Origin of the sequence: Enterobacter sp. UNJFSC 003 (genome assembly GCF_036903355.1) — a bacterium.
In the GTDB taxonomy this organism is placed as follows: domain Bacteria; phylum Pseudomonadota; class Gammaproteobacteria; order Enterobacterales; family Enterobacteriaceae; genus Enterobacter.
Window position 1 is genome coordinate 1,088,437 of the sequence record NZ_JBAKHK010000001.1, and the last position, 13,825, is coordinate 1,102,261.

At 56.2% G+C, this 13,825-nt stretch carries 12 protein-coding genes; 3 read left to right on the plus strand and 9 right to left on the minus strand.

Annotated features, from left to right (window positions below; all coding sequences use genetic code 11):
- Window positions 1-21: 21 nt before the first annotated feature.
- Both V5P19_RS05090 and V5P19_RS05095 read left to right on the plus strand, forming a co-directional pair.
- Entirely contained in the window at window positions 22-1,512 is a 1,491-nt protein-coding gene (locus V5P19_RS05090) for an MFS transporter (RefSeq protein ID WP_334400732.1), read from the plus strand.
- Between the two features lie 74 nt (window positions 1,513-1,586).
- A complete protein-coding gene (locus tag V5P19_RS05095; RefSeq protein ID WP_334400734.1) occupies window positions 1,587-3,461 on the plus strand; it encodes a KUP/HAK/KT family potassium transporter in 1,875 nt (624 codons plus the stop codon).
- A 38-nt stretch (window positions 3,462-3,499) separates the two neighbouring features.
- Here V5P19_RS05095 and V5P19_RS05100 read toward each other — a convergent pair whose 3' ends face one another.
- The 7 genes from V5P19_RS05100 to V5P19_RS05130 are packed head-to-tail and all read right to left on the minus strand — an operon-like array spanning window position 3,500 to window position 9,946.
- A complete protein-coding gene (locus V5P19_RS05100) occupies window positions 3,500-4,726 on the minus strand; it encodes a Zn-dependent hydrolase (RefSeq protein ID WP_334400736.1) in 1,227 nt (408 codons plus the stop codon).
- On the minus strand, window positions 4,723-5,205 hold the full coding sequence (locus tag V5P19_RS05105; RefSeq protein WP_334400738.1) for an L-2-amino-thiazoline-4-carboxylic acid hydrolase: 483 nt from the start codon (window positions 5,203-5,205) through the stop codon (window positions 4,723-4,725). Before V5P19_RS05105 ends, V5P19_RS05100 begins: the two co-directional genes overlap by 4 nt.
- A 17-nt stretch (window positions 5,206-5,222) precedes the next feature.
- Window positions 5,223-6,380: a branched-chain amino acid ABC transporter substrate-binding protein gene (locus V5P19_RS05110; protein WP_334400740.1), complete on the minus strand. Its 1,158-nt coding sequence runs from the start codon at window positions 6,378-6,380 to the stop codon at window positions 5,223-5,225.
- 24 nt (window positions 6,381-6,404) lie between these two features.
- A complete protein-coding gene (locus V5P19_RS05115; RefSeq protein ID WP_334400742.1) occupies window positions 6,405-7,124 on the minus strand; it encodes an ABC transporter ATP-binding protein in 720 nt (239 codons plus the stop codon).
- The gene (locus tag V5P19_RS05120) at window positions 7,117-7,884 is read right to left on the minus strand and encodes an ABC transporter ATP-binding protein (RefSeq protein ID WP_334400744.1); all 768 of its coding nucleotides are present in this window, start codon (window positions 7,882-7,884) and stop codon (window positions 7,117-7,119) included. The genes V5P19_RS05115 and V5P19_RS05120 overlap by 8 nt, the downstream gene beginning before the upstream one ends.
- Window positions 7,881-8,987, minus strand: coding sequence for an ABC transporter ATP-binding protein (locus V5P19_RS05125; RefSeq protein ID WP_334400746.1), 1,107 nt, complete (start codon window positions 8,985-8,987; stop codon window positions 7,881-7,883). The genes V5P19_RS05120 and V5P19_RS05125 overlap by 4 nt, the downstream gene beginning before the upstream one ends.
- Before the next feature lie 8 nt (window positions 8,988-8,995).
- Window positions 8,996-9,946: a branched-chain amino acid ABC transporter permease gene (locus V5P19_RS05130; RefSeq protein WP_334400748.1), complete on the minus strand. Its 951-nt coding sequence runs from the start codon at window positions 9,944-9,946 to the stop codon at window positions 8,996-8,998.
- A 170-nt stretch (window positions 9,947-10,116) separates the two neighbouring features.
- On the opposite strand from V5P19_RS05130, the gene V5P19_RS05135 reads away from it, so the two are divergent.
- Window positions 10,117-11,055, plus strand: a complete 939-nt coding sequence (locus tag V5P19_RS05135; protein WP_334400750.1) for a LysR substrate-binding domain-containing protein — start codon at window positions 10,117-10,119, stop codon at window positions 11,053-11,055.
- Window positions 11,056-11,097: 42 nt separating this feature from the next.
- Here V5P19_RS05135 and ompC read toward each other — a convergent pair whose 3' ends face one another.
- On the minus strand, window positions 11,098-12,180 hold the full coding sequence (ompC, locus tag V5P19_RS05140; protein ID WP_334400753.1) for a porin OmpC: 1,083 nt from the start codon (window positions 12,178-12,180) through the stop codon (window positions 11,098-11,100).
- A gap of 630 nt (window positions 12,181-12,810) precedes the next feature.
- Entirely contained in the window at window positions 12,811-13,689 is an 879-nt protein-coding gene (gene yddG, locus V5P19_RS05145) for an aromatic amino acid DMT transporter YddG (RefSeq protein WP_334400755.1), read from the minus strand.
- Between the last annotated feature and the right edge of the window lie 136 nt (window positions 13,690-13,825).

Genomic DNA, 13,825 nt, shown 5'->3' on the forward strand with positions numbered 1-13,825 from the left:
TTTAGAGTGAAAAGGAAATTTATGTTTCGTCAGTGGTTAGCGTTAGTGATTATCGTGCTGGTTTATATTCCGGTGGCGATTGACGCGACGGTGCTGCACGTTGCTGCGCCGACATTGAGCATGACGCTGGGTGCCAGCGGCAACGAATTATTATGGATCATCGATATATATTCGCTGGTAATGGCGGGTATGGTGCTGCCGATGGGGGCTCTGGGTGACCGTATTGGTTTTAAGCGTCTGTTAATGATCGGCAGCACGCTGTTTGGCCTGTCATCTCTGGCTGCGGCATTTGCGCCCTCTGCGGATTGGCTGATTGCTGCCCGCGCGTCGCTGGCGATTGGGGCCGCGATGATCATCCCGGCGACGCTTGCCGGGATCCGCACGCTGTTTGTTGATGCGCGCGATCGCAATATCGCGCTTGGCGTGTGGGCGGCGGTCGGCTCCGGCGGTGCAGCTTTTGGTCCGCTGGTCGGCGGCATGCTGCTGGAACACTTCTACTGGGGATCGGTATTTTTGATCAATGTGCCCATTGTGCTGGTCGTCGTTTCCCTGGCCGCGCGTTTTGTGCCGGCGCAGCAGGGGCGGCCCGAGCAGCCGATCAATATCAGCCATGCCATTATGCTGATTGTGGCGATTTTGCTGCTGGTCTACAGCGCGAAAACGGCGCTGAAAGGCACGCTATCGCCATGGCTGGTGGCCTGCACGCTGTTTACCGGCGCGGTAATGCTGTTTATCTTCGTCCGCATCCAGCTGCGCGCCCGCGTGCCGATGATCGACATGCGTCTGTTCTGCCACCGCATCATTTTGAGCGGCGTGGTTATGGCGATGACCGCCATGATCGCGCTGGTGGGCTTTGAGCTGCTGATGGCGCAGGAACTGCAGTTCGTGCACGGATTCACCCCGTTTGAAGCCGGGATGTTTATGCTGCCGGTAATGGTCGCGAGCGGGTTCAGCGGCCCAATTGCCGGTGTGCTGGTGGGCCGCCTGGGGCTGCGCATCGTGGCGGCGGGTGGAATGGGGCTGAGCGCCGTCAGCTTTATTGGGCTGTCGATGCTCGACTTCAGCACGCAGCAGTGGCAGGCCTGGTGTCTGATGGTACTGCTGGGCTTCAGCGCCGCCAGCGCGCTGCTCGCATCAACCTCTGCCATTATGGCCGCCGCGCCGAAAGAGAAAGCCGCCGCCGCGGGCGCGATTGAGACGATGTCGTATGAGCTGGGCGCGGGGTTGGGGATCGCGATATTTGGTCTGTTGCTTACCCGCAGCTTCTCGGCGTCGATTGAACTCCCGCAGGGGCTGAATGCGTCACTCGCCGATAAAGCCTCGTCGTCGATTGGCGAAGCGATGAAGGTGGCACAGGATCTGACGCCGTCTCTCGCCGACCCGGTCGTCGAGGCCGCGAAAGCGGCGTTTATCACCTCGCACAGCGTGGCGCTTGGCAGTGCAGGGGGGATGCTGTTAATCCTGGCAGTGGGGATTTGGTTCAGCCTGGCGAAGGTTAACCAGCCGCAATAAATCACCTCTGAGTGGCGAGAGTCAGTCCTGTGGGCTATGTTTTTTAAAGGATTGTCTGACTCTCGCTGGAAACTATGAGCCTGCGCAGCAGTGAAACATCGCAACCTTTATCCCGGTTAACCCTGCTTGCAGGCGGTGCGCTGGGAGTGGTATTTGGCGATATCGGTACCAGCCCGCTCTATACCTTTAAAACCGTGCTTTCCCTTTCCGGTCATGATCCAACCCCCGACGTGGTTCTGGGCCTGCTTTCTCTTATCACCTGGACTCTGATTCTGGTGACCTCTATAAAGTATGCCGCCTTTGCGATGCGCATAGATAACCACGGCGAGGGCGGCATTATGGCGTTGATGTCGCTGCTGGTCGAAAAGGGAAAAGGCGGGCGCGGGGTGATTTTTGCCGCGCTGATTGGGGCTGCGTTAATTTACGGTGATGGCGCCATCACCCCCGCGATCTCCGTGCTCTCGGCCCTCGAAGGGTTAGAAATCGTCATTCCCGCATCCCAGCCCTACATCCTTCCCCTGACGGTGCTTGTCCTGCTGGCTCTTTTTCTTATTCAGCCTTTTGGTACGGCCAAAATCGGCAAAATATTTGGCCCGATCATGGCGCTGTGGTTTTTGGCCATCGCGGCGCTGGGCGTGTGGGGCATTGTTCAGCACCCATCGGTGCTGCTGGCGCTCAATCCGTGGTACGGCATCACCTTTTTATTCTCGAATGGCTTCATCAGCTTTTTGGTGCTTGGCGGCGTATTTCTCTGTGTCACCGGGGCTGAAGCCTTATATGCCGACATGGGCCATTTTGGCAAAAAGCCGATCTGGCTGGCCTGGTACGGCATCGTTTTTCCCGCTCTGCTGCTCAACTATGCCGGGCAGTCGGCGCTGATTCTGTCCGGCGCAGACAGCAAGAAAAACATCTTCTTTATGCTTTGCCCGCCTGCACTACAAGTTCCGCTGATTATTCTGGCCGCACTGGCCACCATTATCGCCAGCCAGGCCATCATCACCGGTGCGTTTTCGATGACGCGACAGGCCATTCAGCTCGGCTGGCTGCCACGGCTGCGTATCAAGCAGACTGCAGCCGAAAGCTACGGACAAATCTATATTGGCACCATCAACTGGCTGCTGATGGTCGTGACGATCGGGTTGGTTATTTTCTTTAAATCGTCCGATAAGCTGGCCGCGGCCTATGGTATTGCGGTGTCATTGACCATGCTGATGACCACGGGACTGCTGTTTGTGGCAATGCGTGACGTGTGGCGCTGGAGCCTCTTTAGCAGCGCCGTCATCGCTGCGGGCTTTTTCATTATGGATACCAGCTTTCTGTTTGCCAACATGATTAAGGTGCTCGAGGGTGGCTACATTCCACTGCTGATGGCGGCGGCGATTTGTACGGTGATGCTGGTCTGGAATCGTGGGGTGAAAGCCGTATCGGCGGCGGTGGGTGAGAAAAGGGTTAGCGTCGATGCTTTCTTTTCGCATCTTCATCAACAAGACGTTCCAAGGGTGAACGGTTCGGCAATCTTTTTAACCCGCACGCGGGACAACATCCCGCCGGTGATGCGCTGGCATGTGGCGCGAAACCGCGCCTTACAGCGTGAAGTTTTGTCCCTGACTATCGATATTCTTAATGTTCCCTATGTGGATGATGAGCAAAGAGTGGAGGTGGTTCAGCGCGCGCCGGGCTACTGGCATGGCGTCGCGCAGTATGGCTTTATGCAACATCCAGACCTGCCGCAGCTGCTGCAGGGGATAAGCGAAATCAACGCGCTCTTTGCCAATGAAGACGCGACCTGGTACGTCGGGCATGAGACGATCGTATCCGGTGCGGGGGGAATGGCGGCCTGGCAGCGTCACATCTTTGCCTTTATGAAGCGTAACTGCACGCATGTGATTAACCACTACCGTCTTCCCAGCGATCGGGTCGTGGAAATTAGCCGACGCGTGGCGATATAACGCCGGCGAAAACAGAGCGCCTCTGCTTTCGCCGGCCGTTATTTCTCCTGGGCTGCGCTCAGAACGCTGTGCAGAAGCACATTCGCCCCTTTCTCAGACCACGCGGGCAGGATTTTTTCCGCTTCGTTATGGCTGATGCCCTTCACGCAGGGGATAAAAATCATGCTGGCTGGCGCGATTTTGCTGACGTAGCAGGTATCGTGCCCGGCACCGGAAACCATCGGCTTAGATGAATACCCCAACGCGGCAACGGCTTTTTCCGTGCGTGCAAGACATTCCGCGTTAAACGCAATGGGAGCATAGTCAAAAATACGTTCCACGTAAGCCTCCACGCCGCGCGCGGTAAGCCTCTCCGCCGCCTGATGCAGTGCGGCTTCCATCGCGGCCAGCGCATCCTGTTCCGGATGACGAAACTCGACGCTGCACATCACGCGAGACGGCACCACGTTGCGCGAGTTCGGCGTAACCTGCGCCATACCGACAGTGGCACGGCCGTCGGGCTCATGCTGATAGCCAATCTCTTCGACCTTCAGCGCCAGCTCGGCAAAGGCGGTGAGCGCATCGCGACGGCTGTGCATCGGCGTGGTGCCCGCATGGGCAGCAAAACCGTCCAGCGTAATCGTATACCAGCGCTGGCCCATTGCCGCACGCACGAGGCCGATATCAATGGTCTCGTCTTCCAGAATCGGTCCCTGTTCGATATGCAGCTCGTAGCAGGCGTGAACCGGGAAGGCGCGAGCAGGGCGTTCACCGCAGTATCCAATGGCCTCAAGGGCCTCGCGAACCGTGACTTTTTTGCTGTCCATTCGGGTCCGGGCGAATTCCTCCGTCAGCTGGCCCGCCCACACGCCAGAGGCGAGCATCGCCGGAACGAACCGCGCGCCTTCCTCGTTGGTCCAGTTTACCAGCACGATATCGCGCTCGGTTTCAACGTGGCGATCGTTCAGCGTTCGCAGCAGCTCAAGCCCGGCGAGTACGCCGTAAATACCGTCGTAATTGCCGCCGAGCGGCTGAGAATCCACGTGCGAACCGGTCATGACCGGCGCGAGCGCGGGATTTTTGCCCGCGCGGCGGATAAACATGTTGCCCATGCTGTCCACGTCGCAGGTGAATCCAGCGCCCAGCGCCCAGTCACGCAGCAGGTTACGCGCAATGCGGTCTTCTTCGCTCAAGGCCAGGCGGGTAACGCCACCGGCGGGCGTGCCGCCGATCTGCGCCATCATCTCAAGCGTGGACCACAGCCGTTCGGCGTTGACGCGGATCATGAGGGATCCTTTTTGCTGCGATAGCGGAAGTCGCAGCACGATCCGCCCTGCATAATGGTGGAGGTGCGGGTCAGTTCGACGTCCGGCGCGTAACCCACGATGAATTTCTCATCGCGCGCGCAGGAGAGCAGGTGGCCGATCTCACCCAGCCCCATCTCGTGGTACATCTCGGCGTAGCGACAGCGCGTCACGTTGTAATTGTACTGCTGGTCGTCGGCATCAATGACGTTGACCTCCAGAGCGTTATCTTTCTCCCACAGGTACTGCAGGGCGATAAAGCTCTTCACGTCCGCGCCGTTGGGTTCTTTGCGGGCAAATTCCTTGCCCGCGTCGATCGCGGCCTGCTCAATGGCCTCGCCAATCACTGCCTGTGCGCGGGTTTTGCCGATCTCGCGCACCAGGATTTCATAAATTGGCTTAATAATTTCAGCTTCAATTTTGCGGCGGGCGAGGATGCCCAGCTCATGATTATCACTCATCACATTACCTCACTGCGTTACTTAGCGTTTGCGCCACCCAGCACGGTTTGCGGCTGCCATTTGCCGTCCACCACCTTATAGACGGTGAATGACGGGGCTTTCAGGTTGCCTTCTTTATCAAACGCAATTTGCCCGGTTACGCCGGAATAGCGGATGGCGCGCAGGGCGGGAAGGTATTCGGACGGTTCGACCGAGTCAGCTTTTTCCATCGCGGCAACCAGCACGCGCGTGGCGTCATAGGCGAACGGGGCGTGCAGCTCGATATGCGTGTGATAGCGAGACTGGTACGCCTGCTCGAAGGCTTTGCCCCCCGGCATCTGTTCCACCGGCAGACCGGGCTCCAGCGCGACCACGCCTTCACCTTCTTTCTGCGCCAGCTGGAGGAATGTCTGGCTAACGAATCCACCAGCGCCCATCAGCGTCGCGTTCATACCCAGCTGTTTGATTCGACGCGCCAGCGGTGCAGCCTGGCTGTCCACGCCGCCGAAGAAAATCAGATCCGCATTTTTGCTGCGAATGGCGGTCAACACCGCGCTGAAGTCCACGGTTTTATCGTCGACGTACTGGCGGTCAACAATTTTCACCCCCTGGGCTTCCAGCGATTTTATAAACTCATCCGCCAGACCCTGGCCAAACGCCGTACGGTCGTCGATCACCGCAATGCGTTTGGCTTTCAGGGTGTTGACCGCATACTGACCGGCAAACTGGCCGCCGTCATCGTCATGGCCCATAACGCGGAAGCTGGTGTCAAAACCCTGCCTGGTGTAAGCGTGACCCGTCGCGACGGGCGCAACCTGCGCAATGCCAGCATCGTGATAGATACGTGCGGCAGGAATACTGGTGCCGGTGTTCCAGTGACCGACAACGCCAGCAACGCCGCTGTCCACCAGACGCTGCGCCACGGCAACCGCGGTGCGCGGGTCAGACTGATCGTCTTCGGACTGCAGTTTGAAGGTTACCGCTTTGCCGCCGATGGTCGGGTGCTGCTTGTTGATGTCGTCAATCGCCAGCTGGGCGCCGTTTTCCAAATCTTTACCGATACGGGCAGACGGCCCGGTCAACGGACCCGCCAGGCCGATGAGCACGGTTTCACTGTCGGCCGCCCATGCGCCCGTTGAGGCAAAACCACTGAGCAGAATAGCGGCGCTGAGCGCACTGATTTTTACTGTTTTCATTGTTTTTCCCTGGTGTTGGTGGTGTTAAACGGGCATTTCGCCCAAATAAATCTGTGCAATACGATCGTCATTGAGCATCGCTGTTGACTCGCCGTGATGAACGATGCTGCCGCTGTCCATCACCCACGCGCTGTCGGTCACTTCCAGCGCCAGGCGGGCATTCTGCTCGATAAGCAGCAGGGCGACGCCGCGCGCGCGCAGCTCGGCGATGACGGAAAATATGTTTTCAATCATCTTCGGTGCCAGCCCCATTGAAGGCTCGTCGAGGATCAGCAAACGTGGGCGACTGAGCAGAGCGCGGTTAAGCGCCAGCAGCTGTTGCTCGCCACCGGAAAGCAGCCCGGCAAGCTGATGCTGGCGCTCTCCCAGGCGCGGAAAACGCTCAAAAATTGCGTTCATTTCCTGTTGGATAGTGACAGTGTCACGCCTAAGCCATGCGCCCATTTGCAGATTTTCGAGCACCGTCATGCGGGTGAAGATACCGCGGCCTTCCGGAACCATCACCAGGCCGTCGCGAAGCAGCGCTTCCGGTTTCTGCTTGTTTACCGGCTTGCCGTTAAAGGCGATATCGCCGCTAAATTTTTCCAGCCCGGTAATGGCGCGCACGGTTGAGCTTTTCCCCGCGCCGTTAGCGCCAATTAGCGTGGCTTGTTCACCTTCATGCAGCGTGAAAGAGACGTCCCGTACCGCCTGGATCCCACCGTAATGGACGCTCAGGCGTTCAACGTTCAGTAATTTAGACATGGGCGCTGCCTCCGAGCCAGGCGGCAATCACGGCCGGATCGCGGCGCACGTTATCCGGCGTACCGCTGGCGAGGGTTTTGCCATAATCCAGTACCGTCAGGCGATCGCAGATCCCCATCACCAGCTTGACGTCATGCTCAATCATCAGCAGGGTTTTACCGTCGTCGCGGATACGGATGAGAAGTTCGCCGAGCGCCGCTTTTTCAACGGCATTCATTCCGGCTGCGGGTTCGTCCAGCGCCAGCAGCAGCGGATCCGTTGCCAGCGCCCGCGCGATTTCAAGGCGACGCTGATGCCCGTAGGCCAGATCGCAGGCCCGGTAGTGAGCAAACTTCGCGATGCCGGTGTACTCCAGCCAGTGCCAGGCCTTTTCACGGGTCTGCGCTTCTTCCTCGCGTGCGCGTTTATGGCGACTTAGCGCCGCCCACAGGCCGTTGCGGGTACGGACGTGACGGCCAACCATGACGTTTTCCAGCACTGACATCTCATTAAACAGCCGCACGTTCTGGAAGGTTCTGGCAATGCCGGCGACGGTGACTTTCTCGATCTGCTTCGGATAATAGGGCGTATCGGCAAGCAAAAACTCGCCGCTGTCGGCGGGATACAGCCCGGTTATCAGGTTAAAGCAGGTGGTTTTCCCCGCGCCGTTGGGGCCGATCAGGCCGTAGATCTCGCCTTTGTTAACGGCGATCGACACGTTGTCCACGGCTGTCAGGCCGCCAAAGCGTTTCGTCATATCGCGTACGGTAAGCAGACTCATGCTTTTACCTCCTTGTGACGCACCGGCCAAATACCGGAAGGGCGAACCAACATCACTAATACCAGCGCGAGCCCGTAAAACAGCTGCCGCAGAATTTCAGGGTCAATCAGTACCGACCCGAACAGCGCCTGCTGAACGGGCGCTGCCTGGCTGCGCAACAGTTCAGGCAGTGCGGTCAGCAGCACCGCACCAAGGATCACGCCAGGGATGTGTCCCATCCCGCCCAGTACCACCATCGCCAGCACGGCAATCGACTCCTGCAAGGTAAAAGATTCTGGCGAAACAAAGCCCTGGAACGCGCCGAAGAGCGCGCCCGCAACGCCGCCAAAGGATGCCCCCATGGCAAAGGCAAGTAGCTTATAGTTGCGCACGTTAATGCCCATCGCACGGGCCACGTCTTCATCTTCGCGGATGGCGTGCCAGGCGCGACCAATACGCGAATGTTGCAGACGCAGACAAACAAAGATGATGGCCACGATGAACAGCATCAGCAGGTAGTACCATAGCCACAGGGCAGGTACTTTGACGCCAAACCAGTGATACATGCCGCTGAACTTCAGGCCGAACAGGTTCAGCGTATCCACGCCGGTAATGCCTTTTGCGCCGTTAGTGATGTTCACCGGACGGTCAAGGTTGCGCATCAGGATGCGGATAATCTCGCCAAACCCGAGGGTCACAATGGCCAAATAATCCCCGCGCAGCTTCAGCGTCGGCGCGCCAAGCAAAATACCGCACACGGCGGCGACCAGCGCCGCAGCGGGAATGATCAGCAGATAAGACGTGTGTAGCCCGTCCGGGAACCAGACGGCAAGCAGCGGAAACACCTCGAGCAGATGTGGCGAGGCCAGCAGCGCGGCCAGATAGGCGCCGACCGCGTAAAAGGCGATAAAGCCCATATCCAGCAGGCCGGTGTAGCCCACCACAATGTTCAGCCCCAGCGCCAGCATGATGTAGAGCAGGGCGAAGTCAATCACGCGTACCCAGTAGTTGCCGCCAAGCTGGGTGGCAACCACGGGCGCAATCAGCAGAGCGAGGCAGAGCAGCGTCATGCCGGACCAGAATTTGCGTGTTACCACGGGAGTCTGTAAGTGAACGGTTGTCATCGTATTCCTTATGCCCTGTGCGCGACGCGCTCGCCGAGCAAGCCTGCCGGACGGAAGACCAGCACCAGAATCAGCACCATGAACGCAAAGACGTCCTGATAGTTACTGCCAAACACGCCGTGGGTGAGTTCGCCGAGATAACCGGCCCCCAATGCTTCGATAATGCCCAGCAGGATCCCGCCAATCATCGCCCCACGGATGTTGCCGATACCGCCCAGCACGGCGGCGGTAAAGGCTTTGATGCCGGGCAGAAAGCCCATGGAAAAACTGGCGTTACCGTAATTGCTGGCCATCATTACGCCTGCCAGCGCGGCAAAAATACCGCCAATGGCAAAGGTCAGCGTTATAACGGCGTTGGGGTTTACGCCCATCAGGGTTGCCACTCGCGGGTTTTCTGCCACGGCGCGCATGCCGCGACCAAGACGGGTGTACTCCACCAGCAGCCAGAGTCCGGTCATCACGATCAGGGCCAGGGCGACGGTCACGATACCCGTTACGGTGATGATGGCCGGGGGATGTGCCTCACTGCCCGCGGTGACGGCAATCGGATCCATGGGCAGGATCTGCGGAAACATCAGCGGATTACGCGTCCAGATAACCATTGCCGCGGTCTGGAGCAGCACGGAAATACCAATGCCGGAGATAAGCGGGGCCAGTCGCGGTGCGTTACGCAGGCGGCGATAGGCAAATCGCTCAACCGCCATTGCCAGCAGCGCGCAGACAACCATCGCGACCGCGAGCGCACAGCCGAGCTGAAGCAGCAGCGGCATGTGGGGGAAGGTGGTGTTCAGCGCGTTAACGGCTGACAGCGTGGTTAACGCGCCAACCATCAGAATATCGCCATGAGCAAAGTTTATAATGCGCAAAATGCCATACACCATGGTATAGCCGAGCGCGATCAGCGCGTAGATGCTTCCCAGCATCACCCCGTTGATCAGCTGTTGTATGAGTGTGTCCAACGTCTGTTCCCGCAAAGTGCTCTTTCTGCGGCTACCATCTAATAAATGAATTAAATTGTAAAATACACATATATTATTTCTTATGATAAACCGGTATTGTTTTATCTTTATGATTTATATAAAGATAATGGAAAGGTGTTTTCAGGTAAAAAGCCTAAAGAAATCAATATATGAATAAAACAGAACAATCCAGCGAGCTGCCAGCCCACGCGGAAAGCCGCCTGGCAAACGATCCCCCGTTACGGGCGGTGCGCGCATTTGAGGCCATTTCCCGGCTCGGCAGCGTGACGCTCGCCGCGCAGGAGCTGGACATTTCACCCTCGGCCGTGAGTCATCAGCTCAGGGTGCTGGAAGGGTATCTGCAGATACCGCTGACCGAGCGTCAGGGGCGCAGGCTGGTGCTGAGCCAGCAGGGGCGAGACTATTACCGATCGATCCGCGCGGCGTTTAACGTGCTGCGTCAGGCCACCGAGCATCTGGTTGAACAAGCACAGACGCGTCAGGTCACCATCAGCCTGATCCCGCTGTTTGGTATGGGCTGGTTTATTCCGCGCCTGCCCGCGTTTATGCGTGCGAACCCGCAAACGGAGATCAACGTGGTTTATGCTAATCACCGCAATTACCTGAGCGATGCGTCAGATATGTCGATTCGCTTTGGCAATGGGCAGTGGGCGGGATATCAGAGTGAAAAATTGATCTCCGGGCAGATGGTGCCGGTCTGCAGCCGGGAATTTGTGCGCATCCACGGCCATATCGATACGCCTGAACAGCTGTTACACATGCCGCTCCTGCATGACGAGGAGCGTTCCACCTGGCCGCAATGGTTTATGCAGCAGGGGGTTAAGCGTCCCTTGCGGCGAAGCGGCCCCTTGTTTGAAGACGGACTGTTGACGCTTGCGGGCGTGCAGGCAGGCCTGGGTTGCGCCCTGATGCGCGAGCCGCTGATTGCGCCGTACCTTGAGAGCGGCGAGCTGGTGAAGATTTTTGATTTACCGATTGATGACGGGCGGGACTATTACCTCTGCGTCCGCACAGATCTGGACATGACGGAGGAGGGGAAGCGACTGCAAAACTGGCTGCGTCGGGTGGCGGATACCCACACGGAATAAAAAAAGCCAGCCGCGAGGGCTGGCTGTTTATTGCGACAACGCTTAGAACTGGTAGGTCAGGCCTACAGCAACGATGTTGTCGGTCGTAACGCCAGCAGCTTTGGTGAAGCTGTTGTCGTCAACCAGGTTGATTTTGTAATCAACGTAGGTAGACATGTTTTTGTTGAAGTAGTAGCTCGCGCCAACGTCAACGTATTCAACCAGATCCTGGTCACCGTAAGAACCGATGTCTTTACCTTTGGATTTCAGGTAAGCGATGGATGGACGCAGGCCGAAGTCGAACTGGTACTGAGCAACAACTTCGAAGTTCTGCGCTTTGTCGGCGATGAAACCGCTACCGAAGTTAGTCATGTTGCGGGTTTCAGAGTAGGTGGTTGCCAGGTAGATGTTGTTTGCATCGTACTTCAGACCGGCTGCCCATACTTCTGCATTTTCACCGCCAGCGTTGAGGGTGTTAGCGACGCGACCCGCAGCAACCTGACGGTCGGTACGGTCAGATTTTGCATAGGTAGCACCCACGCCGAAACCGTCGAATTCATAGGTAGAAGACAGACCCCAGCCGTCACCGTTCGCTTCGGTGATGTCGGTACGGTCGTTTTTACCCTGGTACTGTGCAGCTACGTTCAGGCCATCAACCAGACCGAAGAAGTCGGTGTTACGATAGGTTGCAACGCCAGTCGTACGGCCAGTCATAAAGCCGTCAGTCTGAGTCCAGCTATCGCCACCGAATTCTGGCAGAACGTCAGTCCATGCGCCGATGTCGTAAGCTACACCGTAGTTACGGCCGTAATCGAAAGAACCGAACTGGTCGAATTTCAGACCTGCGAATGCCAGACGGGTTTTGTTGCTGTCAGAGCCTTCAGATTCAGAGCGGTTGCCTTTGAACTCATATTCCCACTGGCCGTAACCGGTCAGCTGGTCGTTGATCTGAGTTTCGCCTTTGAAGCCCAGACGAACGTAAGTTTTGTCACCGTCATTGTCAGTGTCGTCAGAGAAATAGTGCAGACCTGTTACTTTACCGTACAGATCCAGCTTGTTACCGTCTTTGTTAAATACTTCAGCTGCGTTCACAACGCCTGCTGCCAGCATGGAAGTTACTGCCACTGCAACTAATTTAAGTTTCATCTTAAATAATCCTTATAATTTTCTTAGGTATTTCCTGAGCCACTTTGAACGAAGGCTAAACGAGGCTGCTCGTCAATGGCATGCTATTCTTAAAAATCTTGTAGCCTGCTTTCAATAATAAGTTTCAAAATATTAGGAATAATTTCAGGTAGTGTGATCCTGATCCAATAAATTGCCATTATCTGAAATGTTTTGATTAATAAGTGCACGTTTATTGGCGGTTTTTACGCCGTGAGAAAAGGTGCGAATATAATTTTTATGCGGTTTGGTTTTTCAGGGAAATAGTCGGTATATTCGAGGGTTTAACCATTTAAAATAAATGTCGTTCTTTTTAAAACAACGGCTTATAGGATTATTCGCAAGGTTTTTGTGCTGCTGGTGTTGAAATATCCAGAAATGCACTATTGCATTTTGTGCTATATAGCACGTGAATATTCGCCGGGCACTAGTTGAGTCGCGGTGTCAGTTTATGTCAATTTGTGGTGATTGGAATTTACGAACGGGTATAACTATAAACAACGATTAAACATATTCTCTAATGCTTCGAATAATATTTCTACGCGGCATCACATTTTAAATTTGTGTTAAATTCTGTCGAGCAAGGAAATTGCCCGACAGTGGGGGAAGGCGTTAATTTCGGGTGGCGTACCAGCAAAGAAGTGAACCGGCGCAAACCATTACAGCCCCCTGCCAGAAGGAGAACGACAGCGGTGAACTGAGCAGTACCGCTGCCAACGCCGCAGATAACACGGGGGTAAAATAGGAAACGGCGGCCAGCACCGTGACGTTGCCATGAAGAATGCCAATATTCCAGGCGGCATAGCCAAACCCGAGTGCGACACCGCACATTAATAGCTTCACGGCCACAGGAGCCGTGAACACCATCGCTGGCTGATCGCTTAACGCAAATTTCACCCACAGGCTAAGCGCGGTGAGCAGGACAAAAAGGGTAATACCGTTTTGCCCTTTCGCAAATTTACGGGTCACGGTGCAGTAGGCCGCCCAGATAAACGCCCCGGCAAACGCCAGCGCATAGCTGAGCGGGCTGGAGACAATATTGCGGGTAATTTCATCGAGATGCAGGCCATTCTCTCCACCTAATACCCAGCAGACGCCGAGCAATGAAATGGCTAAGCCCGGGATCACCCACAGAGTTGATTTTTGACCATTGAACAAAATTGCAAAAACGATCGTCAGGCTCGGCCAGAGATAATTCACCATCCCCACCTCAATGGCCTGAGCGCGGGTGGCGGCATAGCCTAAAGACAACGCCAGGCAAATTTCGTAGCTGACAAACAGCACGCTGCCGGCAATAAGGTAGCGGGGGGAGAAACGGCGAATATTCGGAAAGCCGACCGTCACCAGACACAGTAATCCACTGACGGTGTAAATCATTGCCGCGCCGCCTACTGGCCCCAGCCCCTCGCTCACGCTGCGAATAAGCCCCACCATGGTGCTCCATAATAGTATCGCGGCCAGCCCAATGAGGGTTGCTTTTTTTCTGTCCATTACCTTGCCATCTTTATAAAAATCAACGGGAAAATTTATAACATTAAACCCGCACTCGTCGCGAATTATTCTGCTAAGCGATTAATCATTAAGGGGTATTCAAATATCGTTGGGGTGACTATTAAGGGGGCGAAGA